Source organism: Pelagicoccus enzymogenes (genome assembly GCF_014803405.1).
Taxonomy (GTDB): domain Bacteria; phylum Verrucomicrobiota; class Verrucomicrobiia; order Opitutales; family Opitutaceae; genus Pelagicoccus; species Pelagicoccus enzymogenes.
The window spans coordinates 326703-352046 of record NZ_JACYFG010000038.1 but is presented as its reverse complement, the minus strand read 5'-3'; the positions used below and the strand labels follow the sequence as shown (position 1 = coordinate 352046).

The following is a 25344-nucleotide window of genomic DNA, read 5'->3' as shown; positions in this document are numbered from 1 at the left end:
AACGACATACCCATCGATGCAATCCATTCTCATAGTAGACGATCTCGAGTCCATTCACGAAATGCTCGACGCGGTCATCCAGCCAATCGGCTACAACACCGCGTTCGCCACCGATGGCGAAATAGCCCTGCAAAAGATTCGCGAAGAGCGCTACGATATCGTGCTGACCGATATCAACATGAAGCCCATGGACGGGCTGTCGCTGCTCGCCGCCATCAAGGAGGCCGATCCGGAAGCAATCGTCATCATGATGTCCGGCTACGCCAATATCGACAACGCCACCCAAGCCCTCAAGCTCGGCGCCTTCGACTACCTCACCAAACCTTTCAAAGTCGACCAATTGATGAACTCCATCGCTCGTGCCGCGGCCGAGCGAAAGAAGCGTCGACAGTCCGGAAGCGCCGCCTCCGCCCAGAACTCGCTTCTCCTGTCCGGAGACTCCGAGACCGCCAAGTCCTTCAACGAACGCCTCTCTCGGGCAGCTAAGCTTCCCACGCCCTTGCTGATCACCGGCGACACCGGCACCCAAAAGGCAAGCATCGCCGCCCTCGTGCACGCGCGGAGCGACTCCGCAGGCGAACCCTTCGTCACTGTCGACGCCAAGAAGGCCGATTCCAGCGAACTCCCCGGTCTGCTCTTCGACAGCGAAGGCGCGCCCAGCGAAACCGTTCGCTCCGCCCAAAACGGCTTCCTCTTCCTCGCCAACATCGACGCGATTCCACGGGAGCTCCAAGCCACTCTCGGCACCTTGATTCGCGACCTGAAAGGCGACATCCGCGTCGTCTGCTCCAGCAGCCGGGACCTCGAGCAACTCGTCGAAGAGGGACAATTCGAAGACGGGCTCTACTTCCGCATCGCCAACAACGCCTTGCATGTACCTGCCCTCCGCGACCGCACGGAAGACATTCCCGCCATCGCCTTGGCCTACTTCGCCCAAAACCACCTTCCCTTCAACGCCCTCGGCGAGGGAGCAGCCGCCCTCATGCAAGGCTACCGCTGGCCGGGCAACTACACCGAATTGCAAGAAGTCCTCGCCGCAGCAGCCGAAGTCGGCGAAGGCCAGACCATCCGCGAAGCCGACCTTCCAGAAAAGCTGCGAGATATCTCCAGCTGGCCGAGCCTCGAGGACTACCTCGCCGAGCAAGCCGAACGCTACAAGCAAGCCGTTCTCAAAGCCTGCCAAGGCGACCAAGGGAAAGCCGCATCGATCCTCGGTACCGCTCCATAAAGCGGAGCTCAAGCAGCCGCTACACCGACAAGGGCAACTGGCGAGAACCGTCCTCGAACGGCATCTTCTTGCCAGCCAAACGCTCTTCTACTCAAGTCCTTGGCAGAGGTCCGTTGGTCACGAGCATCCTTCGCCCCAGTTCAAAGGGGAACGTCACTTCCTAGAGCCGAATCTTCAATTCCCGTTGAACCGCGCCCGCCTCGTCCCGGATCGTCACCAAAGCCTCGCGTGCTTCCCAGTCGATCTCCAGCAAGCCAAAGTTATTATCGGAAAACACCTCGCCCACCCGATGGCGGTTCTCCTCGCCCTGGAAACTCGTCCACGAATGCGTGAGGCTGCTGGTCGTCAGCTCGTAAAGCAGAGCCTCCCTCCCAGAAACCTGCAACTGGGAGAACTCGGAAATATGCCGGTCACCGCTCAGGAACAGGACCGCCCCCGTCCCGCTCTCCACCAACTGCTGGAAAAACCACTCCCGCGCCTCCGGGAACTGGGACCACTTTTCGTAACGGTGGTCCTCCGGAATCACCTGCGTCCCAGACGCCACGATCGTCAAAGCCGCATCGTTGCCCGCGAGTTCCCGCTCGATCCAAGCTCGCTGAGCCTCGCCAAAGAGGTCGCCGCCAGCTTCCGCCGGATCATCCCGATGGGTCCTCACGTCTAGCAGCAGCAGTTTAACCCGCTCCTCTCCAGACCCGAAAGAGTAGGCTCCGTACACGCCCTCCCGCGCTCTTCGGGGGCTGTCCTCCGGCTCGTCCAGGAAATCCAGCAAGGCCTTTTGCGCCGTCGCTTTCCCATGCCACTCCTTGCCCCCGTTGTTCTTGCCAAAGTCGTGGTCGTCCCAAGTTCCGAAAACCTCGGCCGACTCCCGCAGCTTCGCATAGGTCGGATGAGCCTTCACCTTGGCGTACGCCGCCTCCAGAACGGCCGCCTCCGCAGAATCCCCATAGATGTTGTCACCGAGCCAAACCCATGCCTGCGGATCCGCCGCAACGATCGCCTCCCAGATGGGGGCCGGCTTGTCCTGGTGCAAACAGGAGCCGAAGGCCATGCGCTGCAAAGGGGCGCGTTGCAAATCGACGCTATGGGAACAAGCAGCCAATACACCCAAGACGACAGAGCTGATAAGGGATACAGGTGATCTCATAAGGCTTCGTTTTCATCCGTCTTCGCAACAGCCGTCGATCTCCAACTGCGGTCGGCGCAAACTTGTCGCGGACAAACGCGAAGCAAATTTCGCCTTTTCCTCCCTCTCCAGTCCCAAATCCGCTTGCACAATCCTTCGATTCTCGTCTTTTCACCCTTGCCGAGAGCCTCACCTGTGCGTGAACTCTCACAAATTTTTTTGCCATGCCGAAAAGAACAGACATCGAGAGCATCCTAATCATTGGCGCCGGCCCTATCATCATCGGCCAAGCCTGCGAATTCGACTACTCGGGCACGCAAGCCTGTAAAGCGCTCAAGGAGGAGGGCTACCGAGTCATTCTGGTAAACAGCAATCCTGCTACCATTATGACCGACCCCGAATTCGCCGATGTCACCTACATCGAGCCGCTCACCGTCGATGCGGTCGAGAAGATCATCGCCAAGGAGCGTCCCGACGCCCTCCTCCCTACCCTGGGCGGGCAAACGGCTTTGAACCTTTCCCTCGAGCTCGAGGCGGCCGGTATCCTCCATGAGTATGGAGTCGAAATGATAGGAGCCCGTCCCGACGCCATCAAGAAGGGCGAGGACCGCGAACTCTTTAAGGAGGCCATGCTCAAGATCGGCCTCGACGTCGCCCACTCCCGCACCGTCAACTCCCTGGAAGAAGCCCGCAAGGCCGCCAAGGAGCTCGGTAGCTACCCGCTCATCATCCGCCCGAGCTTTACCATGGGTGGCTCCGGCGGCGGTATCGCCTACAACCGCGAGGAATTCGAGGACATCGTCGCCAACGGTCTCGACCTCTCCCCCGTGCACGAAGTCCTCGTCGAAGAATGTCTGCTCGGATGGAAGGAATACGAGATGGAGGTCATGCGCGACCGCAAGGACCAGTGCGTCGTGATCTGCTCCATCGAGAACTTCGATCCCATGGGCGTGCACACCGGCGACTCCATTACCGTGGCACCCGCCATGACCCTCACCGATCGCGAATACCAAGCGATGCGCGACGCCTCCTTCGCCGTCATCCGCGAGATCGGCGTGGAAACCGGCGGCTCCAACATCCAGTTCTCCCTCTGCCCTGAGACCGGACGCATGGTCGTCATCGAGATGAACCCGCGCGTCTCTCGTTCCTCCGCCCTCGCATCCAAGGCCACCGGTTTCCCCATCGCCAAGTTCGCCGCGAAGCTGGCCGTCGGCTACAGCCTCGACGAGATCCAAAACGACATCACCAAGGCGACTCCCGCTTCTTTCGAACCCTCTATCGACTACGTGGTCACCAAGATCCCACGCTTCACGTTCGAGAAGTTCCCCGGCGCCGACAGCACCCTGACTTCCGCCATGAAGTCCGTGGGCGAGGCCATGGCCATCGGCCGCACCTTCAAGGAATCCTTCCAGAAGGCCCTCCGCTCCCTCGAAACCGGAGCCTTCGGCTTCGGAGCAGGCGGCAAGCTGGGCGGCAACGAAACGCCTTCCGAAGAGGAAATCAACGGCAAGCTGGTTCGCCCCAACACCGAACGCGTCTTCTACATCCGCTACGCCCTCAAGGCTGGCTACACGCTCGAGCAACTCTTCGAGCTCACCAAGATCGATCCTTGGTTCCTCACCCAACTCAAGCAAATCTCCGACTTGGAAGACCAGCTCGCAGGCGAAAAGCTCGACACCATTTCCCCGCAGCTGCTGCGCAAGGCCAAGGAGTACGGCTTCTCCGACCGCCAGCTCGGCGTCCTCTTCGGGGTGGACTGGAAAACCGTCAACGACGCTCGCAAAGCCAAGGGCATCAACACTGTCTACCGCCTCGTCGACACCTGCGCCGCCGAGTTCGAAGCCAAGACGCCCTACTACTACTCTTCCTACGGCGACGAAAACGAGGTCATTCCTTCCGACAAGAAGAAGATCATGATCATCGGCGGCGGGCCCAACCGCATCGGCCAAGGCATCGAGTTCGACTACTGCTGCGTGCACGCCTCCTTCGCCCTGCAAGAGCTCGGCTACGAAGCGGTCATGGTCAACTCCAACCCGGAAACCGTTTCCACCGACTACGACACCTCCGACAAGCTCTACTTCGAGCCCCTCACCCTCGAGGACGTGCTCGAAGTCTACGAGCAAGAAGGCTGCGAGGGAGCCATTGTCCAGTACGGCGGCCAAACGCCACTCAACCTCGCTACCGAGCTCAAGGCCCACGGCGTCAACATCATCGGCACTTCGCCCGAAAGCATCGACGCCGCCGAAGACCGCGAACTCTTCAAGCAAATCCTCGACGAGACCGGTCTCAAGCAACCTGCCAACAAGACCGTGCTCAACGAAAAAGAAGCCTACGAAATGGCTGACCAAGTGGGCTTCCCGCTGCTGCTCCGCCCTTCCTTCGTACTCGGCGGACGCGGCATGTTCATCGTGCACACCATGGAGGAAATGAAGGCCGTTATCCGCGAAGCCTTCGACGCCTCCCCCGATAAGCCGGTCCTCCTGGACAAATTCCTCGAAGACGCGATCGAGCTCGACGTAGACTGCATCTCCGACGGCGAAACGTCCGTCATCGGCGGTATGCTCGAACACATCGAATACGCAGGCGTGCACTCCGGCGACGCGGCCATGGTACTGCCACCGCACACCTTGAAGCCCGCCATGATCGAGACCGTTCGCCAAGCGAGCTACCGTCTGGCCAAGGCCCTCAAGGTCGTCGGCCTCATGAACATCCAGTTCGCGATCAAGGACGACGAGCTCTACGTGCTCGAGGTCAACCCACGCGCCTCCCGTACCGTACCCTTCGTTTCCAAGGCAATCGGCAAGCCGCTCGCCAAGATCGCCGCCAAGATCATGACCGGCAAGAAGCTCAGCGAGCTAGAATTCACCGAAGAGCTCACTCCCAAGCACTGGTGCATCAAGGAAGCCGTCTTCCCCTTCGTCCGCTTCCCGGGTTCCACCATCCGTCTTGGCCCAGAGATGCGCTCCACCGGCGAGGTCATGGGATTGGACAAGGACTTCGGAATCGCCTTCGCCAAGACCCAAGCCGCCGCCAAGCCCGGCTTGCCGACCGAAGGAAACGTATTCCTCTCCGTCAAGGACGCCGACAAGCCGCGCGCTCTCGATATCGCTCGCAACCTCAGCGCCCTCGGCTTCAACATCTACTCGACCAGTGGAACCGCCAAGTTCCTTACCGAAAACGGGCTGCAAGTGAAGAAGCTGTTCCGCATCGCCGAAGGTCGACCCAACGTCGTGGACATGATCAAGAACGACGAAATCCAAATGATCATCAACACGCCGTCCGGCATGATTCCACGCAAGGACGAGAACCACATGCGCTCCATCGCATGGGGCCACAACGTCTGTATCATGTCGACCATTACGGGCGCCGAGGCCGCAGTATCCGGAATCAAGTCGCTGAGCAAAAAGGACTACGAAGTTCGCTCAGTCCAGTCCTACGTTGCGGGAAGCGTCGAGAACGCTTAAGCTCCCGATAACAAGCTATTCACCTTCTGGCGGCCCCTTGATTCTATCGAGGGGCCGTCAGTTCGTTAGACTCTACCACTCGCTGCACCTGAGCGTGCAGCTGCGTCAAACGAGCATCGCTCCTCTCAACCAAAGCTTGTTCGATGGGCTTCAAGGCGAGGCGATACTGCTTGTTGTTGATCAGGGCCATGGCCTTGGAAACCAAGGCGTCGTAGCGGAACGCTGGATTGGCGGCCGCCCGGTCGAAGTAGACGATAGAACGCTCCACATCGCCTTGGTTCAGCTTGATACTGGCCATTTTCATGAGGGCGTAGCCATTGAAGGGCTCCAATTCTAGGCCGCTTGCGTAAGCCTCCTCCGAGGCGTCCAACTCTCCATGGAAGTACGCGAATTCCGCTTTTAGGAAACGGTAGAGCTTCTTGTCCTCCCGGCTCCAGTCATCGCCCTCCCCTTTCAGCAACTGAAAAATCTCTTCCGCAAATTCGTGCTTCTCTTGGAAAACGAGGTAACGAATCGCGCCGATCAGGTCTTGCTCATTCAACTCGCCGGAACTCTCCGCTGCAGAAATGAAAACTTCGCGAGCCCGGTTGAATATGCCTGCCTCCAAATAAAGGTTCCCCAAGAGGTACAAGGTATCCGTATCGACATCGCCAATACGCTTTGCAATTTCAATGCAACGAGCCGTCTTCATGGGTTCGCCCAACTCTAGCCAGGCGTTGGCCTTGAGCAGCCAAAATTCGTTATTGCTCGGATCCGTGCGAATCAAGTCGTCGAAGACAGATATCGCTTCCTCGAAGCGGGCCGTCTCATTGTAGACCTGAGCGATGCCTTCCGCCCAGTCGGTCTGCTCAGGCTCGAACAACATGGCATAGTGGTATGCCGTTTCGGCAGAGCGGTAGCGTCCCAGCTGCAAGTGGCAAAACCCGAGGATACCGTAGCTCATCGCATCGTTGGCTCCGTAGCGAACGCTGTTGGCAAGGGCCGTGGCCGCGCCTTCGTAGTCGCCCTGCTGATACCGAGCCAGACCGAGAGCATTCCAAGCGCGCTGGAAAGTCGGATGCTTGTCGATGGCCGCCAAATACTGCGTTTCGGCCTGGAAGTAGTTTCCGTTCTTGAAATAAACGTTGCCCATCGCGTGGTTAAAGGCTCCCGAAACGGGGTTTCCAGAATTCAAGGTGTCCTGCAGGAAGGTGTAGGCAAACTGGACATCCGTATCCAACAAACTGTAGATCTTCTTCAGCAGCTCCCGCTCAAGCACCGTCACTTCTGGCTCCGGGCTTAAAACTGAGTTGTAGCCTTCCTCCACTCGAGCGTCGAAATCGGATCGGGAGAGACTCGGCTTGCCCACTTGCGCTTGGCTGGCAGCGGCGCCCAAAAGTGAAAGCACGAAAAAGGCAGATAGTAAGTTTCGCATAAGCTATAGGGAAAAGGGGCTGGTTGAGCCTTTACTGAAAACGATCGACTGCTGAATCCAGCAAGCTACGGGTTCCTTGTTCTTCTTGGCAGGCTTGAAACGCCAACCTTGGATCGCATCGATAGCCGCTTCTCCATAGGTCGGGTTTTCAGAGCTGGACGAAAGCACGCTCACGCTGTCGGTACGGCCTTGGGCCGTTACGTAGTAGAACACCAATACCTCGACCTCCTCCCCCCGCAGAGAGAAAGGAACGCTCGGCTTCTTCGCATAACGTATCTCCGGACGCTCGTCGACGTCCTGGTTCTCGAAGATGGTGAAATCGTCAAATTCGCTGAGCTGCGGAGCGCTCGCCCGAAAGGCCCGGCCCATCTCGAGATTTAAGGTCATTTCCGAAGAGATGTCGGCCGAGATCGTAACATCGATCGGCTTGATATTGAGCTCGGGGGCCGAATCCAAACCAACTTCGTTCATGGAAAGCGGTTCGATCGTACTCGGCGTCTCTGGAACGGACGTCTTCGTTTCCACGAATTCCTTGGGCGGAGCCAAGTAGTAAACCGGACGCTCCCTTTCCTCCTTGGGCTCGAGCTTGAACAAGCGCACCCCCGTGCTGGCAATCGCAGCGAATACAGCAGCCGTCGCCACCACCGCCCCGAGATGCGCTCGGACAGTCATGCGGGTTGAACGGTATTCTGTATCGATAAAACTCATATTGAATACTACTGGTAGTTCTCAACGTGGTCAGTCGAAAAATAGACCTCGGCCCCAGCTGTCTTCGCCTCTCCGTATACCTTCGCGAACAGGTCCAGGCCAATGTTCTTGTCCGCTTGGATAATGACGGTCGCCCGCTTCGCCGCCATCGCCCGATGCACAAGTGGACGCACCGCCGACAGGCTGACTTCGCGCCCGCCATGGAAAATCCGTTCGTCGGAGCTGATGCCGATTAGGATGCTGTCTTGCTCTAGCGGCACAGACCCGGAAGCCTCCGGCCGATCGACTTCGATGCCCGTTTCCTGCAAAAACACAGTGGTTAAGATGAAGAAGATCAGTAAAATGAATACACAATCGATCATGGGCGAGAGGTTGATATCCACCTTCTCGTCTTCGCTACTACGGAGTAATTCTTTAAGCATCGCTGTCGGTAGTTAAAGTTTCAGTCGCGATTACCTTGTGCTCCAACAACTCGAGCTCGCGGCGATTGGCGACGCGGCGAACCCAATAGACGAAGAACAGGGCCGGGATCGCGATGGTCAGCCCTGTCTGCGTAGTAATTAATGACTTCTTGACCCCCTCCGCTACGATCAGCGTGGTCTGGTGGCCAGCCCTCAACGACAAGCCGTTGAACATATCGAGCATGCCGAGCACGGTCCCCAGCAATCCGAGCAAGGGCGCCGCTATGAGGAGCACTCCCGTGAAGCGGAGGCGGTTCTTGATAAAGTCCCTGAACTGCAGCTGCACCTCTTCATAACGGATCAGAAGCAGCTCCACCCGAGACGCGTCCGTGCTTGAGAGGTCCGCCCTTAGCTTATTGTTGTCCACGAAAGTCTGTAAGCGAACTTTCAATACGTAGAGCAAAATTGTGATCACCTGCCAGTAGAGCACATAGGACAAGGCAGCCAGCAGGTACATGATCGGCCCCCCGGTTCTCAGCGCGTGTAGGAAATTGCCCAGCGACTCCATGGCTTAGGCTTCCTTTCGTGGAGCTTCGACGTTGGTGGTTTCTACGAAATCGAAGGCTACCTGCTCCAATACTCCGATACGCGTACGGATCACTCGCGAGAAGAGCCCGTGCAAAATCAGAGTGGGAATAGCCACGATCAAGCCGAGCTCCGTGGTGATCAGAGCTTCCGAAATGCCGGAGGACAAGGCGTTGGGAGCCCCCGCTCCATAGAGCGTGATGAGGGCAAAGGTTTTGATCAAGCCCACCACGGTACCGAGCAAGCCGAGCAAGGGGGACGCAGCAGCAGTGATCGCAAGGAAGGGCAGGTAGCGCTCCATCTTGGGCTTGGCCCGCAGAATCACGCTCAACATCGTTTCCTCCAGCAAGAGAACATTCTTATTAATGTTGCGCAGACCGGTCGCCAGCACGTCCTTGGCCACGCCTGGAATCGCTTCCAACTTGGAGGCAGCTTCCGGCATCTTATCCTCCTGAGCCAAACGGGACAACTCCTCGATCGTTTCGGCTGAAGGCGCGGAGAAGCCTTTCAAGTCGCGTAGCTTGACGAGGCTCACCCCCGCAGCGATGGCCCCCAGCAGCAAGATGAAGTAACCCACGATTCCGCCCTGCTTGATGTGCGAGACGACGTTTCCTCGCGAAACCTCAAAAGTAAGAGCGTCGCCTAAAGTAGCGTCGAGCGGCACTTCTCCCGATCGGTTGGTTATGAAGGCGGCTAAGGCGCCGGCCGCCTCGCCTTCCAAAAAGGTCACTCCCGGCTCCAAGGCTCCCGGGTTGTAGCTCATCACCCCTGCTTGCTGCGTATCGTCGCTCAGGAAATAGCTGCTTGGTCCCCAGATCGCTACCTGTCCAGCGAAGATACGGCCTTCCGAGTCGATGGCTTTGCCGGGAAACAGCTCCCCGCCCAGCGCGCGTTCCGCCCGCTGCAGGGACATTTCCATGGCGCTCACGAATCCCTCGAATCGCTGAGACACGTCAGCCTGTGGATCCGAGGTCTTGGCCCGTAAGGATTCAAGTTCGTCGAAAAAGCGCTGGCCCTCGGCCATGTTGATCCGGCTCTCGAACTTCACCAAAAAGTTCTCCAAAGCCGATTCGACGTAATCGACCTGACTGGTCAAAGCCCTTCCTTCCTCCGTGAGTTCCCCGATTTCCAGATTCAACTTGTCGCTGAGAAAACGGTAGCTCTCGACCTCGGAGCGCAACTGCAGGTTCGCTTCCTCCAGCTCCGACAAACGGATAACCATAGGAACCTTCTCTTCCGCGATCGACTCTTCCAGCGATTGGTACTCCTTCAAGCTGCTGTCGACCAACTGCTCGATCTCGGGAGCAATCTCGTCAATATCCTTGGCCACCGCGTTGGCTGGCGCGAGCGCCTCTGATCCTATCACCGCTATCGAAAACAGAGCGATGAAGTGTTTCGAGAGAGGTATGGGATCTGTCATGTCTGCTTTCTTTGAGGGGCGGGATTATTGTTCGATCGACGCGGGCAAGGAAATCATCCGAGGGCTGTCCGTCTCGCTTTCGTAGCCTTTCAATAGCTCGAATACATCGTCGTAAATGTCGCTGCGCTCCTCCCATTCCCACCCGGTCGCGCCAGGAGAGATCACCCAGGCGCGGCGGTTCGCATCGTCCACCCCGTAGGCGCCCGCCAAGCCCCAATAGAGGACCCGCACGCTCACCTCTCCAGAGCTCGGCCCCGGCCGGCTGATCCGGGCGCTCGTCAGCGAGTTGCTGAATCGATCCACCGCCGACAAGGCTGCAACCAAGGCTTGGACCCGCGTGGGAGTAGAGGCGGCCGATTCCGCATCCGAAGAATCGATACGGCTGAGGTGGGCCTTCACTTCGTTCCGTAGAGGGGACGGCAAACGCGGCATCAGCTCCCTCAAGGTCGACTCGATTGTATCCAAGGGAGTCGACAGCGTGCGCAAGCCCGCGCGACGTTCCTCGACCCGAGATCGAATGCGGTCTCGGTTCGCTACGAAAACGTCGCTGGCTGCCTTGTTGGCCTTCAGGTTCTCCTGCAGCGTCGCTTGCTCCGCTTCCAAGAGCTTGATCGAGCTTTCCAACATGGCTTTCTCGCTCTTCCAGTCCGCTTCCACCTTGGCGATCTTGGACTGGAGCGAGATCCAGCGATCGGTTTGCGATTCCAGTTGGCCCACCCCTGACGCGGACGACTGCCCAAAGGAGACGCCCGCTCCCCAGACCAATGCGATCCCTCCAAGGCTAAAACGAAGTAGACGTGAGGAGACTCGGTTTCGGTACAACATAATAGAACAATGAGGTGGGTGGGGGACCTTCAGCTCGAACGCTCCGAACAACGGCGGAACGAAGAGGAGATTTCCCTAAAGTACATCGACACAGCGACTTGTCAATCTCACGAATATTTCGGAAACGCACGAAACGCCCGGAACCGCAGCCAGGCGATCAAAAGCTTGCCTCTCGCCCTGCGGCGACGATCTTCGAGGCCAACGGATCGATCCAGATCCCTTTCATTCGTTTCCATGAACTCATCTCCCTCACGCCTCGTCGCCCTCCTATCCGGCCCAGACCAAAAGGGTCTCGTATCCAAAGTTTCAGGATGGATCTTCAACAACGGGGGCAACATCATCCACGCCGACCAACACCGCGACGCCCAAGCGGGCGTGTTTTTCCAGAGAGTGGAGTGGTCCATCGACGACGGGTCGGATCCCCGCGAGACCGCCAGCGCCTTCCAGTCGTTCGGCGACTCGATCGGCATGAAAACCAAGGTCGCCATTTCCGGAGACAAGCCAAAGGTCGCCATATTCGTTTCCAAGTTCGACCACTGCTTCCACGATCTGATCCTTCGCTGGAAGTCCGGAGAGTACCCCTGCGAAATCTCCCTTATCGTTTCCAACCACAAGGACCTCGAAGAGGTATCCAAAACCTACGGTATCCCCTACCACTACATTCCCGTCACCAAGGCGAACAAGGCTGACGCGGAAGCCAAGCAGCTCGCCTTGCTCAAGCAGGAAGGCATCGAGCTCGTGATTATGGCCCGCTATATGCAAGTGCTCAGTCCCATCTTTTTGGATACCTTCGGAAAACCGGTCATCAATATCCATCACAGCTTCCTCCCCGCCTTCGCCGGAGCCAAACCCTACCACCAAGCCCACAGCCGCGGGGTGAAGCTCATCGGAGCCACCGCCCACTACGCCACGCCTGACCTCGACCAGGGCCCGATCATCCACCAAAGCGTCGCCCACGTCACCCACCGAAACTCGGTCGAGGACTTGGTGCGAAAGGGGCGCAACCTGGAAAAGCTCACCCTGGCGCAAGCGGTCAGCTGGCATCTGGAAAACCGAATCCTCGTCTACGAAAACAAGACCGTCGTATTCGACTAGCCAGCACGAGATTCGTCGAGAAACGCCTGAAGCGCTTCCATCCCCTCTTCCAAGAGCTCCATCAATTCCGCAAGGCTCGCTTGCAGGGCCTGCAGGTTCCCCTTGCGAGCTTCCTCCTCCATTGAGGTGGAGAAGCGATTCAAGCGGCCGCAGCATGCATGAGCAGACACGCCTCTGATCGAATGGGCGCTGCGTAAAATTTCGCCCATGTTGCCAGAACGAAACGTGGCCTCCAAGTGGTCTCGATGCCTCCTCAAATCGACCAGCGACAGCTCTGCTATTTCGCGGGCGAGCGCCTCGTCGTCCATCATTCCCGCTATCAGCTGAGCTCGGTCGAAAACGCTGGTGTCCACCGTGTCCGTATCAGAATTCCCGATACCGTCTTCCGAATCGCTTTCATCGACCAGGAAACGGCTTAAGGCCTTGAACAGCTCCTTGGGCGCGACAGGCTTGGAAACATACTCGTTCATCCCGGCGTCGAGACAGTCTTGCTTGTCCTCGGGACGCGCGTGAGCCGTCAAGGCGATGATTGGGACCGACTTCGCCCCCTCTCCAGCCACCCCGGCTCGGATACGGCGACTCGCTTCGAGCCCATCGAGTTCCGGCATTTGCACGTCCATGACCACCAGATCGTAGGGAATTCGCTGCAATGCTTCCAAGGCCTCCAGGCCGTTTGCAACGGTGTCGGCATGGATCCCGAACTTTCCGAGAATTCCGCGCACAACCATCTGGTTCACCACATTGTCCTCGGCCACCAGCACTCTCGCATTGAGGGAGGAGAAGCAGGCAGGCGCCGGATTTCCTGATTCGGCCACCTTGGGCTCCTCTTTCTCCAGTCCCGCCACCATGACATTGTAGAGCTCCAATCTACGGTAAGGCTGGCGCAGGCAAACCCAATCCTTGTCCGCCGTTTCGAAGGCGCCGGTCGCGAACAAGACCATACGAGGCAGCGGGCTGGGTTGGATGCGACGCGCCTCTTCCAAGAGCTGGACAACGATTTCAGGGTCGTCCTTCGGGTCAAAGAACAGAAAGTCGAAGCGCTTTCTTACGCTCGCCTCCTCCCGCAACGCCAGCAATGCCTCGCGCGGAGACGCGCAGACCGTGGAGCGCAGCTCCCATACTTCGAGGTACTCCTGCAATTCCACTCGCTGGCTTTGCCCCAGCCCCACCACTAGGGCGGACTTTCCCCTCAAACGGCGATGCAGCCCTTCCTCGTGCTCAACCCCCTTGTACGGAAAGCGAACCGTGAACCAGAACTTGGAGCCGCGCCCCAAGTCGCTTTCGACCCCGATCTCGCCATTCATCAAGTGAACCAGCTGCTTGCTGATCGCCAAGCCTAGCCCTGTTCCACCGTAAAGACGCGTCGTGCTGGAATCGGCTTGGGTAAACTCCTGGAAGAGCGTCTTCACCTTGTCCGAGCTGATGCCAATACCAGAGTCCGTCACCACGAAACGGAGCTCCGCTTCGCTCAGGTCACGCGATTCGAGCGACACTTCCACCTTCACGCTGCCTTCGTTCGTAAACTTGATGGCGTTGCCCGCAAGGTTCAGCAAGATCTGGCGCAAACGTGCAGGGTCGCCCCTCAAGCAGTCTGGCACGGCGCTGTCCGCGCGGCAGGTAAACCTCAACTTCTTCTCCTTGGCCTTCAATGCCAACAGCGCGTTCAAGTCCTCCAAGGTCTCGCGCAAGTCGAAGTCGAGAATCTCGAGGTCGAGCTTGCCCGCTTCGATTTTGGAAAAGTCCAAGATATCGTTGATCAAGGCCAGCAAAGCTTCCCCGCTCGACTGGATGACCCGAGCCTTGCGGATTTGCTCGTCGCTTAGCCCAGGGGAATCCAGCAGCAAGGACGTCATGCCGATCACGCCGTTGATTGGGGTGCGGATCTCGTGGCTCATGTTGGCGAGGAACTGGCTCTTGGCCCGGCTGGCCTCCTCCGCCTGCTCCGCCATTTGCCTCAGCTCCTCGCGCTGCTTGACGGAATCCGTGACGTCCCAGTTCGTTCCCACCATGCGGGTCGCGTTTCCCTTCTCGTCTCGCTGCACGATCGCCAAGGCCCGCAAGTGCCGCACCGTTCCATCCGCCCAAACCACGCGGAAGTGCGTGTTGAACTCCTTTTCGCCAGCAACCGCCGCCTCCACCAGTTTCACTGTTGCAGCGAAGTCTTCCGGATGGATCCCCTTCCGCCAGTCGGAAATGTCGCCCGCGAACTGATCCCGCGTCACTCCGTAGAGCTTGAGCATCTGCTCGTCCCAAATAAGAGACTCCTTCTGGATGTCGTAATCCCAAATCCCCACTCCGCCCGCCCGGGTGGCGAGGGCCAAACGTTCGCTCACCGCCTGCATCTGGCTGGCCAGCCGCTTGCTGTCCGAGATATTCTCGATCTGGGAGACGAAGTGGATCGGCCTGCCTTCCACGTCGGAAACCAGCGAAACGTTGAGCTTCACCCAGATAATTTCCCCGTTCGCATGGAAGTAGCGCTTCTCCATGCTGTAGCTCTGACGCGTTCCAGCGACCGTTTCCTCCAGCAACTCGAGGTCCGCTTCCAAATCGTCGGGGTGGGTGATGTCCTGGAACGTAAGCTTCAGTAGCTCGTCGCGCTCGTACCCCAGCATCTCGAGCAGAGAGCGGTTCACTTGGATCCAACGCCCTTCCATCGACACGATAGCCATGCCGATGCCCGAGAATTCGAAGGAGCGGCGAAACCGTTCCTCGCTGTCCTTCAACTCGTTCTCGGCCTTGCGTTGAGCGGAGAGGTCCCGCGAAATTCCCAAAAAGCCCGAAATCTCCCCGTGCTTGCCGCGCATGGGAGTTACAACCAGCAACACCGGGACATGGGAGCCGTCCTTGCGTACGTAAGTCCATTCCCTTTGCTCGCTTCCTTCCTCAATCGAGACTTTCACGAAGGCCTCAAACCCAGAAACCGGCTTTCCAAACCTTTCCGAAAGCTCGATCGACCTTTGCTCTACCTCGCTCTCGAGATGGATGACGGCCGGCGTGACCTTTCCCACCAACTCCCCCGCCCGGTAGCCGAGCAACTTCTCCGCCCCAGCATTGAACAGGGTGATAACGCCTTCCGGATCGGTAGCGATGAGTCCGAACTCCGTGGCAGAGTCGACCAAGTTGCTCAATAGCGAAGCAGTCCGCTCGCTCTCCTCGAGCAACCTGCGATTGCTGTCGATGTCCTGAAAAACGCCATACAGCCGCACGCACTGCCCATTAACCGATTCCGCTTGGCCGATCGTCCGCACCCACCTCGGTTTACCGGCAGCGGTCCGGATCAACAACTCCTCGTCGAAGGGCTCGCCCGTCGAGATCGCTCGCTCCACCAAATAGGTGATACGATCGCGATGCGGCCCCTCCGGATAGAACTCGATTCCCGCTTCCATGGTCGGCTCGTAGTCCGGCGCCACCTCGTGGATCATCTTGGTCGTCCACGACCAGGAAACCTTCCCCGCCACCAGGTCCACTTCCCAGGAGCCCACCTTCGCCACCCGTGAGGCTTCCTGCAGGTGCATCTGAGAATTGCGCAGCTTGTTTTCCACCTCCTTCTGGGAAGAAATGTCCGTGCGAAACGCCACGTACTGCTCGATCTCGCCACTGGCTCCCACGATCGGGTGAATGGTCGTCTGCACCCAGTAAAGGCTCCCGTCCTTAGCCCGATTGCAAACCTGCCCCTTCCAGCTCGTCCCCGACTTGATCGTGCTCCAAACCGCCTTCCAGAAGGAACTCGGATGGTAGCCGGAGTTGATCACGCGGTGCGTCTTGCCCACCAGCTCCTCGCTCGAGTACTGGCTGATCTCGCAAAACTGCTTGTTCGCGTAGGTGATCACGCCTTTCGCGTCCGTCACTCCCACGATCACATGCTCGTCCAAGGTCCGCAACAAGGCCTCAGCCGTCGACTGCTCCAAGCATCCAAGGCTCTCCAAGCCGCCCGCAACGTTGGAGTTTGCTTCGTCTTCGGTCATTTCAAACTAGCGAAATTTATACGGTACGCGATCAAGGGGGATAGAGGCGTCAAAACTCCTCTGGAACGGTCCTTTCGTCAAGGGTGGCTGCGGTTAAAAGCCTGCTAAAGCCCCGTTTTGAAAGCCCCCCTCGCAAGCCTCGTCCGCCGCCGCCCAATGCCCGCGCAAAAATTGATCTCGAAATCGGCCGCGAAACGCTTTCACTGACGGACCTTTTCCCAAAATTACACCTGTAGGGCGGCAGCCCACCATCATTCCTTCCAGACATGGCAAATAAAAGCACCTCTCCCAAAAGCGACGAACGCAACATCGTCGGTCCCAACCAAGTAGAAATCCAAGACCTCGAGGATCAGGCCATCATGTTCTGGGAAAAGAACAAAGGCATCCTCATCGGATCCATCGCCTTCATCTTCGCCGCCTTCCTCGGCTACCAAGGCATCAAATTCATGCAGAGCAAAGCGGAGGAAAGCCTCAAGGAAGGATACCTGGCCGCCAACACTTCGGAAGCGAAAGCCGCCTGGGCCGCAGAGGAATCCGGAAAGCCGCTCAGCGGTTTCGCCTTCAAGGAACTCGGCGACGAAGCTTACCGCGCCGGCGAGCTCGCCAAGGCCGAAGGCTACTACCGCGAGGCCTCCAAAAGCGCCGCCGCGCCCATCGACCAAGCTGCCACGATCGCTTTGGCCGTCACCTTGATGGACCAAGGCAAGGCAAGCGAAGCGAAAAGCCTGCTGCAAGGCATCGCCAACGACCCCAGCGCCCTCGCCCAAGCCGAAGCCCAGTACCGACTGGCCTACCTCGCTAGCGAAGAAGGCGACGCCGCCACCGCCCGCTCCCTCATCGAGGCGATCAGTGACGAGGCCTTCTTCTGGAAGTCCCGCGCCCGCAGCATCGAACAAAAACTTCCCGACGCCTAAACGGAGGCGACGCACCCCTTTCCCTCGAAACGCGAGCTAACTGGCTCGCGTTTTTTTGTATCCAAAATCCACCCCCTTCCGCTTGCCGAGCTCCCCCGATTCGATTGCATCCCACAGCTTGCAATTAGGGGGCAGCCCTTACAGCTTGATTCCTCCCAGCCGCCTTTGCCCCAGCGATGAAGCTCCGAACCCAATTCTTCACCATCCTCCTGCTCGCCTTCGGCAGCCTCAGCATCCTCCTCATCCTCGGACGCCAACGACTCAGCGAGGCAGTCGCCGACACCGAGCAAATCGTGGACCACCAGTTCAACCCGCTCGTTTTCGAAAACGCCCCCCGGCTCCAGGAAACCTACGAAGGCCTCACCGGTTTGCTCAACACCATCCGCGACGCCAACCAGGCCCGCATCGCCCAAATAAAGTCTACCTACCTCACCCGCTCCCAGGACGAAATCCAACGACTCATCAACGACGCCCGCGACAGCCTGCAAAATATGGAGTCCACCCTGGGCGTCGTGACCAAGACGCTGCCCGTTTCCCTCAGAAAAGACTGGGACAACCACCAGCAAACCATCGACAACTGGATCGAGGAGGAACGCCGCATCATCCAACTCACCGAGGAGCTATCCCAGCAAATCGCCTCCCGCGCCCATTCCCACGAGCTCGCCGAGCAAGCCTTCATCCCCTTCCGGGCCTCCATCGACACCCTCGGAGAACGCGCCGACCAGCAACTCGAAAACATCAAGCCAGGATCCGACCTAGCAGACATCGGCAGGGCCATCAGCCTCATCCTCAACGCTGACCGCGACTCCTACCAAGCTCGCATCTCCGAGCAACGCATCGTGCTGCACGTCGAGCCCGACGCCCAGCGCTACCGCCGCACCCGCGCCGAGTACGAAGAAAACATGCAGCAAATCACCCGCCGCCTCGACGAAGCACAAGAGCTGCTCGACAGCTCCGAGAGCATCGGCTTCGCCGTCGTCAACGACCTCTACGACAAATGGGCCAAGCACTCCGCTTCCGCCGTCGCCATTTCCGACCAAATCCTCGACAAGCTCCGCCAACGCGAGCGCCGCATCGGCGACGCCAACCTCCTCTTCACCCAAAGCCAAGACTGGCTCTCCCAAGCCCACGCCCGCCTCAAATCCATCGCCGTGGAAGAGTTCGACGCCTTCGAGAGCGCCCGCTCGGAAGCCCTCTCCACCAGCGACAACATCCGCGAGCGGGCCCGCGCCTACCTCCTCCTCTTCAACATCCTAGCCATCCTCGCCTTCCTCTGCTTCCTCGTCCTGCTCGTCTTCCAGAAGCGACTCGTGCACAACCTGATCGGCCTTTCCACCTACCTCTCCGAACTCGACGAAAAGAAGCTCGGCACGCCCTACCGCATGCCCCCCCAGAAAATCCTCCCCAGCATCGAACTCCAGCAACTGGCCGACAACCTGAACGCTATGCGACGTCGCCTCGTCGACATCATCCAAGCCCACAAGGACGCCCTTAAAGACCTCTCCCGCTCGGAAGCCCGCTTCTCCAGCCTCTTCTACAACTCCGTCTCGCCCATCCTGCTCGCCGATCCCCAAAACGGCAAGATCGTCGACGGGAACCAAGCCGCCGCCGACCTCTACAAAGTCAGCGTGGAAGACTTGCGCCAAAGCGAACTCGCCCGCTTCGACGCCCCTAACACCGGCTCCCGCCACACCATCGCGAAAAGCATCGAACGCCTCGCCGAAACCAACTCCCTGCAGTTCGAGAGCCCCCAGCAACGAGACGACAACAGCGCCTTCGACGCCCAAGTCTACGCCGGCACCGTAGAAATCGAAGAACGGCCCCATGCCCTCATCATGATCAACGACGTCAGCAAACGCGTCGAATTCGAGCAACAACTCCTCAAGGCCAAGGAAGCGGCCGAAGCCTCCAGCCGGGCCAAGGACGAATTCCTCTCCGTCATGAGCCACGAACTGCGCACCCCCCTCAATCCCATCATCGGCTACGCCCAACTCCTGGAGGCCAACTCGGGCGACAACGCCGACGCCGCCGAGTTCGCCAGCGGCATCCTCACTGGAGCCAACCACATGCTCAACGTCGTGGACCGCATCCTCCAGTTCACCCAACTCAGCCAGGACGAGTCCCCCGCCCACCCTCAAAGCTTCACCCACGAAACCCTCCTGCAGGAAGTCCGCGACTACGCCCAGCTCAACGCCCAGCAGGGCCAGGTCACCTTCCAAAACGGCAACGACTCCCTGCAAGCCCTCTTCCCCAGCGCCACCCTGAGCGGCCCCAAGCTCAACATCGCCCAAATCCTCCTCAACCTCCTCGAAAACGCCCTCAAGTACTCAGGCGGCGCCCCCGTCAAGATCACCACCGGACTCTCCCAAACGCTCACCAGCTGTACCCTCCACGTCATCGTGGAAGACCAGGGCCCCGGCGTTCCCGAAACCTTCCGCAACGCCCTCTTCTCCCCCTTCACCCAAGCCGACAGCTCCTTCACCCGCGAGCACGAAGGACTCGGTCTCGGACTCGCCATTTGCAAGAAATTGGCAACCCAAGCCGACGGAAAGATCTCCTACGAACCCAATTCCCCGCAAGGTAGCCGCTTCATCGCGACCTTCCCCGTCACCCTCAAAAAAAGCCTCCCCTCCACCCCCAGCGACCCCTCCGCCAAAAGTCCTCCCGCCGCAACGCCCCGGGCCCGGCCCCATACCCAAATCCTTCTCGTAGAGGACAATCCCGAAAACGCTCGCTACATCAGCTACGTGCTCGACCAGCTCGGCTACCAAGTCGACTTCGCCAGCGACGGTCCCCAAGCCATCGAAAAAGCGCGGCAGAAACGCTACCAAGCTGCCCTCATCGACATCTCCCTCAAAGACATGGACGGCCTCGAAATCCTCAATCGACTCAAGCAAATCCCCGACTTCGAGCAGCAAACCAAAAGCATCGCCGTTACCGCCCACGCCTCAAACCTCATGCGGGAAACCTGCCTCTCCCACGGTTTCGACGACTTCCTGACCAAGCCCGTCTCCGCCGAACTCCTCGGCAATACCATCCACCGCCACCTCTCGAACTAAGGGCCCTCGCCGCAAGGCCCGAAACGAATCTCCGGGATTCGTCTCGGCTTGATTCTATACTAATTTTGTAGCAATTAGTTACTTCCAAAAAGTGCGGCAAAACAGGCCGTGCTTCTATTCCCCCAACCCGCAGCCCCTGCTCCATGAAGCTCCCCAAAAAAGCCGAATACGGCCTTCGCGCCATGATCGACCTCGGAATCGCCCACTCGCTCGACCACGATCGCGTCCCGCTCTCCACCCTCGCGGAGGCAGAAAACCTGCCCACCAAATTCCTCGAACAAATCTTCCTGCAGCTCCGCAAGGACGGCTTCGTCAAAACCCAGCGCGGCAAAGCTGGCGGCTACTACATCGCCCGCGACATCTCTACGATTAAGGTAGGGGAACTGGTACGCGCCCTCGACGGACCGCTCGCCCCCATAAGCTGCGCCAGCCAATCCGCCTACGAGCGCTGCTCCTGCCCCGACGAGGAGCATTGCGGCCTGCGCATGATCATGATCGACGTGCGCAACGCGGTTTCCAACATCCTCGACCGCTACAGCCTCAAGGACGTCGTCGAAGTCACCCTGCGCAAGATCCGCCGCACTGGAGCCGACAACTATTTCCTGCGCATGAGCCAAAACGCGGGGCAAAGACCCGCCCCCGCCAATCCCTCCGACCCTAGGGACGGCTTTCTCGCCGAACTCGCCGGCGAGCTTTCCACCCCAACCACCAAATCTCACCCCCCGACCAAATGAACTGGGAAATCGTCCTCGTCCTGCTGACCCTGCTAGCCATGCTCGCCAGCTTCGCCTACGAGCGCATCCCGGCAGAATTGACGGCCCTCCTCGGTCTCTCCTTCTTGCTCGTCACCGGAATACTGGACACCCAGGACGCCCTCGACGCTTTCTCCAACGCCGCCCCTATCACTATCGGGGCCATGTTCATCATCAGCGCCGCCCTTGAGAAAAGCGGCGCCATACAGTCCATCGCCCGCAAGCTGCAATCCTTCCCCAACGCCCAGGTCACCCTGGTGCTCCCCCTACTCATCCTCGTCGTCGCGGCCATCTCGGCCTTCATCAACAACACTCCCGTCGTCGTCGTCTTCCTGCCCGTGGTGCTTTCGCTGGCCAAACAGCTCGACATCCCTGCCTCCAAGCTGCTCATCCCCCTCTCCTTCGCCTCCATTTTCGGCGGCACCTGCACCTTGGTCGGCACCAGTACCAACATCGTCATCAGCTCCGTCGCCGAGAGCCACTCCCTGCCCGCCTTCAGCCTCTTCGAGCTGGCATGGGTCGGCATCCCACTCCTCGTCGCGGGAACGCTCTACCTCCTGTTGGTCGGCTACCGCATGCTGCCGCATCGCGAAACCATCAGCTCGATCCTGAGCGAAGAGCAACGGCGTGAATACATCATCGAAGCCTTCCTCAGCGAAGGCTCCCCCATCGAAGACAAGTGCCTCGCCTCTCTACCCAATTTCCAACGCAGCGGCCTGCGCGTCCTCGAAGTCATCCGACACGGCATCGCTCTGGACTCCGATCCCAATAACGTTCCCCTTCAAACCGGCGACCGCATCCTCATCGCAGCCAGCCCTCGCACCCTCGCCCAAGGCGACCCACTTTCCTCCCTCATGGAGCAATGCGGCATGGAGCAAATCACTTCCGCGGCGGGCGGCTTCGTGGAAGTCGCCCTGCGCTCCGAGACCCATCTTGCGGGCAATACTCCCGATGGTCTCAACTTTTTCCAACGCTATCGACTAACCCCCGTAGCCATCCACCGCAATGGCCGCAACCTCAACGAAAACGTCGCCCAAACCCAACTCAAAGGCGGCGACATCCTATTGCTGCTCGGCAGCAACGAGGCCATCGCCAAGCTGCGCGGCGAACCCGATTTCGTAGTGATCGACGAGACGCCAATCGAGTCGCCCGCCTCCAGCCGCAACCGCCTTCTCACCCTGCTCGCCATCGCAGCCATGATCGTCGTCTCCGCTGCCGGATTGCTTCCCATAGCCGGAGCCGCCATCGTCGCCGCGGCCTTTCTGCTCATCACCGGCTGCCTCGCCACTCAAGACGCCTACCGCTCTATCCAGTGGCCCATCCTTTTCCTCATCTTCGCCATGCTCGGTGTCGGCAAAGCCTTGGAAACCAGCGGGACCTCCGACCTTGTAGCCACCACCCTCGTCCACGCCACCCAAAGCTTCGTCGCCGAAGCCTGGCGCCCGCTCGCGCTCTTGGCCGGGATCTACCTTATCACCACCATCCTTACCGAAATTCTCTCCAACAACGCGGCCGCAGTCCTCATGGCCACCCTCGCCATCGGAGCAGCCCAAAACCTCGGCGTAGACCCGCGCCCCTTCCTCGTAGCGGTGGCAGTCGCGGCCTCGGCCAGCTTCGCAACCCCCATCGGCTACCAGACCAACACCTACGTCTACGGCATTGGAGGCTACCGCTTCGCCGACTTTCTCAAAATCGGCATTCCCCTCAACGCCCTCGCCTTCCTGCTGGCCATGCTCGTCATCCCGCAAGTCTGGAGCTTCTAGACTGCAAGACAGCGCCGCGAATTTCGCCAGAGACTCAAGGGTCCCATTACTATCGGCCTATCCAAGACAGGCCAAACGGCACTGCGCAGCGACCGTAACCTGTGCTAGGGTTCCTGTGTACATAGACGTACCCCTAAAAGCTACCGTCATGAGCCTCCTTAAAGCCGAATCCCTTTCCAAGCGCTTTGCCTCTACCCAAGCGTTGCAAGACCTCAGCCTTTCTATCGAAGCCGGCAGCTTCTACGGTCTCCTCGGCCCGAACGGAGCCGGCAAGTCCACCTTCATGAGCATTGTATCCGGATTTCTGACACAAGACTCCGGCACCCTCACCCTCGAAGGCAAGTCCATCGATCCCAACAATATTGCCCAGAAGAAAAAAATAGGCCTCTCACCCCAACACATTGCCCTCTACAAGGAACTCTCCGCAGAAAGTAACCTCAAGCTCTTCGGAAGGCTCTACGGCCTTTCCGGCAAAGAGCTTTCGCATCAAATCCAATACGCTCTTGAAGTGGCCCAGCTCACGGAGCGACGACACTCCGCGGTCAAGGAGTTCTCAGGAGGCATGAAACGGCGCCTCAACATCGCTGCTGCCCTCATGCACAAGCCAAAGATCTTGCTGTGCGACGAGCCCACTGTCGGCGTCGATCCCCAATCCCGCAATGCCATCTTCGAAACCCTGCTCCAGCTGAAAGCCGAAGGCATGACCATCGTCTATTCGACGCACTACATGGAAGAAGCCGAACGGCTCTGCGACCAGATCGCCATCATCGACGCCGGGAATATTCTGCGTACTGGAACACTCGATACGCTGCTTCAGGAACTTCCTCGTACCAACATCATCCGAGCCCGAGCCCATTCTCTGGACCTCGCCAACCAAGCCGCCTTACAACAATTCGGCGAAGTCGTCCAGGACGGCAGTTTCCTGCAACTCAAGACCCAAGCAGGCTTCAAGCTCTCCCAATTCTTCCGTTGGACGGAGGAACAAGGCCTCGATGCCGCCAACTTCCAAATCGCTCGCCCCTCACTGGAAAACCTCTTCCTCCACCTCACCGGCCGCGAGCTCCGCGAGTAAGTAGGAGCGACCTTGGTCGCGAAACCACAGCCTTCCCAAATCCAGAACCTCTTTCCCATGCACGCCATCCTCACTCTCGTTCGCAAGGACTTCACTCTGTTCTTCAAGGACAAGACCGCCATCTTGCTCACCTTTCTGGTCCCCTTCTTCGTCATCTACATCGTGGGGAATATCTTTTCCGGCGCCGGCGACAACGGAGGCCTCTCCTCCAACATCAAGCTGGCCATCTACAACGAGTCGGGCGATCCCACCGCCAACGCCCTGATTGAAGGTCTCGAAGCGGAGCAGAGCATCGAATTGATCCGCGATACCGCCGGCCCCGAGCAAACGCGCATACCCCTCGACCGCGACTCCATCCGCCAAGGCATCGTGGACCACGACTACAACTTCGCCCTCATCATTCCCCAAGACTACCTCAAGGAAGATGGCATCGGCCTGCGTCTCGAGTTTCTATCCAATCCAAAGAACCAGATCGAAGCCCAAATCATAAACGGGCTCGTGCAAAAAGCTGTCTTCACCCAATTGCCCCAGCTCATGTCCGGGCAGCTCGACCGCTATCAACGCCAGTTCATGGGCGAAGAAAAATACACCGAGTTCATGGACGGGTTCGCCGCCCTGATTAGCCTAACGTACGAGAATGTTGAATACGAAGAGATCCGGCAAAACATGGGCTTCGAAGGCTTAAGCAAACTTCTGAGCTCCGACTCCTCCGATTCCGATTCGGCTGCCTCATCCGAGGGCCTCCTCCAAGATCTCATCCAGATAGAGGAAGACCAAGTCTTCGGCAAAGAAGTCAAAAATCCCTACCTCACCCGCATGATCGGCGGCTACGCCATCATGTTCCTCCTCTTTGCCACCACCGGATCCGCCGCCTCCCTCTTCGAGGAACGCAACGACGGCATCTTCCTCCGCCTGCTCTCCATGCCCGTCAAACGCACCCATATCCTCTGGTCCAAGTTCATCTTCAATACCATCCTCGGCGTCGTTCAGGCCCTCACCCTCTTCGTTGCCTCCTCCTTCCTTTTCAAAGTCGACGTCTTCCCCAATTTCCTCAACCTTTTCGTCGTCAGCCTTTTCGCCTCGGCGGCCTGTACCGCCTTCGGCATGTTCCTTGCCTCCGTATCCAAAACGCCCCAACAAGCCCAAGGCTTCGGCACCCTGCTCATCATCAGCATGAGCGCCCTCGGCGGTGCCTGGTTCCCGCTCAGCATGATGCCCGAGCCCATGCAAGTCATCGGCAAGTTCACCCTCGTCTACTGGGGTGTCGAGTCCTACCTGGGAGCCCTCTGGGAAGAGGCAGGACTATTCGCCTTGATTCCCCAACTCGGCGTGCTCGCCGGCATCGCCCTAGCGCTCAACCTGATCTCGACCTGGCGCTTCAAGACCGGGGACCTCTTTCGCTAAGACAAAGCTCCTCAAAAGCCGGGTCGGCTTCGAGCGCTTGGCTTGGTCGGCAATCCTCGCCAGCCAAGGAACGACCCAAACGGCAGCCACTCCCTTCCTTCCCAAAACCGCGGCTCCGCCTCGACTCCAGTGGTCTGACCACCTAAGCGAGT

At 58.9% G+C, this 25344-nt stretch carries 17 protein-coding genes; 9 read left to right on the top strand and 8 right to left on the bottom strand.

All coding sequences use genetic code 11. The features are described 5' to 3' along the window. The first annotated feature begins 16 nt into the window (after positions 1-16). Positions 17-1228, top strand: a complete 1212-nt coding sequence (locus IEN85_RS16195) for a sigma-54-dependent transcriptional regulator (RefSeq protein ID WP_191618148.1) — start codon at positions 17-19, stop codon at positions 1226-1228. 160 nt (positions 1229-1388) lie between these two features. Here IEN85_RS16195 and IEN85_RS16190 read toward each other — a convergent pair whose 3' ends face one another. Next, positions 1389-2372, bottom strand: a complete 984-nt coding sequence (locus IEN85_RS16190) for an alkaline phosphatase D family protein (protein ID WP_191618147.1) — start codon at positions 2370-2372, stop codon at positions 1389-1391. Positions 2373-2575: 203 nt separating this feature from the next. Here IEN85_RS16190 and carB point away from each other — a divergent pair, with 203 nt between their 5' ends. After that, positions 2576-5815, top strand: a complete 3240-nt coding sequence (carB, locus tag IEN85_RS16185; protein ID WP_191618146.1) for a carbamoyl-phosphate synthase large subunit — start codon at positions 2576-2578, stop codon at positions 5813-5815. Positions 5816-5858: 43 nt separating this feature from the next. Here carB and IEN85_RS16180 read toward each other — a convergent pair whose 3' ends face one another. From IEN85_RS16180 to IEN85_RS16155, 6 genes are read right to left on the bottom strand one after another with little or no spacing between them, the layout of a single operon-like run. Then, complete coding sequence (locus IEN85_RS16180) at positions 5859-7229, bottom strand: tetratricopeptide repeat protein (RefSeq protein WP_191618145.1); 1371 nt, start codon at positions 7227-7229, stop codon at positions 5859-5861. A 3-nt stretch (positions 7230-7232) separates the two neighbouring features. Further along, on the bottom strand, positions 7233-7937 hold the full coding sequence (locus tag IEN85_RS16175; RefSeq protein ID WP_191618144.1) for a TonB family protein: 705 nt from the start codon (positions 7935-7937) through the stop codon (positions 7233-7235). 8 nt (positions 7938-7945) lie between these two features. Next, complete coding sequence (locus IEN85_RS16170; protein ID WP_191618143.1) at positions 7946-8359, bottom strand: ExbD/TolR family protein; 414 nt, start codon at positions 8357-8359, stop codon at positions 7946-7948. Continuing rightward, entirely contained in the window at positions 8352-8906 is a 555-nt protein-coding gene (locus IEN85_RS16165) for a MotA/TolQ/ExbB proton channel family protein (RefSeq protein ID WP_191618142.1), read from the bottom strand. Before IEN85_RS16165 ends, IEN85_RS16170 begins: the two co-directional genes overlap by 8 nt. 3 nt (positions 8907-8909) lie before the next feature. Next, a complete protein-coding gene (locus IEN85_RS16160; protein ID WP_191618141.1) occupies positions 8910-10343 on the bottom strand; it encodes a MotA/TolQ/ExbB proton channel family protein in 1434 nt (477 codons plus the stop codon). A 24-nt stretch (positions 10344-10367) separates the two neighbouring features. After that, complete coding sequence (locus IEN85_RS16155; RefSeq protein WP_191618140.1) at positions 10368-11168, bottom strand: DUF3450 family protein; 801 nt, start codon at positions 11166-11168, stop codon at positions 10368-10370. 234 nt (positions 11169-11402) lie between these two features. Here IEN85_RS16155 and purU point away from each other — a divergent pair, with 234 nt between their 5' ends. Further along, complete coding sequence (gene purU, locus IEN85_RS16150; RefSeq protein WP_191618139.1) at positions 11403-12263, top strand: formyltetrahydrofolate deformylase; 861 nt, start codon at positions 11403-11405, stop codon at positions 12261-12263. Here the strand turns inward: purU and IEN85_RS16145 are convergent. Continuing rightward, complete coding sequence (locus IEN85_RS16145; RefSeq protein ID WP_191618138.1) at positions 12260-16228, bottom strand: PAS domain S-box protein; 3969 nt, start codon at positions 16226-16228, stop codon at positions 12260-12262. The genes purU and IEN85_RS16145 overlap by 4 nt on opposite strands. Before the next feature lie 266 nt (positions 16229-16494). Here IEN85_RS16145 and IEN85_RS16140 point away from each other — a divergent pair, with 266 nt between their 5' ends. From IEN85_RS16140 to IEN85_RS16115, 6 genes are all read left to right on the top strand, one after another. Beyond that, entirely contained in the window at positions 16495-17142 is a 648-nt protein-coding gene (locus IEN85_RS16140; protein ID WP_191618137.1) for a hypothetical protein, read from the top strand. 176 nt (positions 17143-17318) lie between these two features. Beyond that, complete coding sequence (locus IEN85_RS16135; RefSeq protein WP_191618136.1) at positions 17319-20201, top strand: response regulator; 2883 nt, start codon at positions 17319-17321, stop codon at positions 20199-20201. A gap of 143 nt (positions 20202-20344) precedes the next feature. Then, positions 20345-20935: an RrF2 family transcriptional regulator gene (locus IEN85_RS16130; protein ID WP_191618135.1), complete on the top strand. Its 591-nt coding sequence runs from the start codon at positions 20345-20347 to the stop codon at positions 20933-20935. Next, positions 20932-22716: an SLC13 family permease gene (locus tag IEN85_RS16125; RefSeq protein WP_191618134.1), complete on the top strand. Its 1785-nt coding sequence runs from the start codon at positions 20932-20934 to the stop codon at positions 22714-22716. The genes IEN85_RS16130 and IEN85_RS16125 overlap by 4 nt, the downstream gene beginning before the upstream one ends. 148 nt (positions 22717-22864) lie before the next feature. Beyond that, on the top strand, positions 22865-23788 hold the full coding sequence (locus IEN85_RS16120) for an ABC transporter ATP-binding protein (protein ID WP_191618133.1): 924 nt from the start codon (positions 22865-22867) through the stop codon (positions 23786-23788). 57 nt (positions 23789-23845) lie between these two features. After that, positions 23846-25192 (top strand): ABC transporter permease, encoded by a 1347-nt coding sequence (locus IEN85_RS16115; protein ID WP_191618132.1) that lies wholly within the window; start codon positions 23846-23848, stop codon positions 25190-25192. Positions 25193-25344: the final 152 nt, after the last annotated feature.

What these genes read in the sequence shown, in the direction of transcription:
- IEN85_RS16170 (WP_191618143.1), bottom strand. Translation starts at nt 8,359, where the DNA reads ATGCTTAAAGAATTACTCCGTAGTAGCGAAGACGAGAAGGTGGATATC.
- carB (WP_191618146.1), top strand. Translation starts at nt 2,576, where the DNA reads ATGCCGAAAAGAACAGACATCGAGAGCATCCTAATCATTGGCGCCGGC.
- IEN85_RS16135 (WP_191618136.1), top strand. Translation starts at nt 17,319, where the DNA reads ATGAAGCTCCGAACCCAATTCTTCACCATCCTCCTGCTCGCCTTCGGC.
- IEN85_RS16125 (WP_191618134.1), top strand. Translation starts at nt 20,932, where the DNA reads ATGAACTGGGAAATCGTCCTCGTCCTGCTGACCCTGCTAGCCATGCTC.
- IEN85_RS16130 (WP_191618135.1), top strand. Translation starts at nt 20,345, where the DNA reads ATGAAGCTCCCCAAAAAAGCCGAATACGGCCTTCGCGCCATGATCGAC.
- IEN85_RS16195 (WP_191618148.1), top strand. Translation starts at nt 17, where the DNA reads ATGCAATCCATTCTCATAGTAGACGATCTCGAGTCCATTCACGAAATG.
- IEN85_RS16145 (WP_191618138.1), bottom strand. Translation starts at nt 16,228, where the DNA reads ATGACCGAAGACGAAGCAAACTCCAACGTTGCGGGCGGCTTGGAGAGC.
- IEN85_RS16175 (WP_191618144.1), bottom strand. Translation starts at nt 7,937, where the DNA reads ATGAGTTTTATCGATACAGAATACCGTTCAACCCGCATGACTGTCCGA.
- purU (WP_191618139.1), top strand. Translation starts at nt 11,403, where the DNA reads ATGAACTCATCTCCCTCACGCCTCGTCGCCCTCCTATCCGGCCCAGAC.
- IEN85_RS16120 (WP_191618133.1), top strand. Translation starts at nt 22,865, where the DNA reads ATGAGCCTCCTTAAAGCCGAATCCCTTTCCAAGCGCTTTGCCTCTACC.
- IEN85_RS16180 (WP_191618145.1), bottom strand. Translation starts at nt 7,229, where the DNA reads ATGCGAAACTTACTATCTGCCTTTTTCGTGCTTTCACTTTTGGGCGCC.
- IEN85_RS16190 (WP_191618147.1), bottom strand. Translation starts at nt 2,372, where the DNA reads ATGAGATCACCTGTATCCCTTATCAGCTCTGTCGTCTTGGGTGTATTG.
- IEN85_RS16165 (WP_191618142.1), bottom strand. Translation starts at nt 8,906, where the DNA reads ATGGAGTCGCTGGGCAATTTCCTACACGCGCTGAGAACCGGGGGGCCG.
- IEN85_RS16160 (WP_191618141.1), bottom strand. Translation starts at nt 10,343, where the DNA reads ATGACAGATCCCATACCTCTCTCGAAACACTTCATCGCTCTGTTTTCG.
- IEN85_RS16115 (WP_191618132.1), top strand. Translation starts at nt 23,846, where the DNA reads ATGCACGCCATCCTCACTCTCGTTCGCAAGGACTTCACTCTGTTCTTC.
- IEN85_RS16155 (WP_191618140.1), bottom strand. Translation starts at nt 11,168, where the DNA reads ATGTTGTACCGAAACCGAGTCTCCTCACGTCTACTTCGTTTTAGCCTT.
- IEN85_RS16140 (WP_191618137.1), top strand. Translation starts at nt 16,495, where the DNA reads ATGGCAAATAAAAGCACCTCTCCCAAAAGCGACGAACGCAACATCGTC.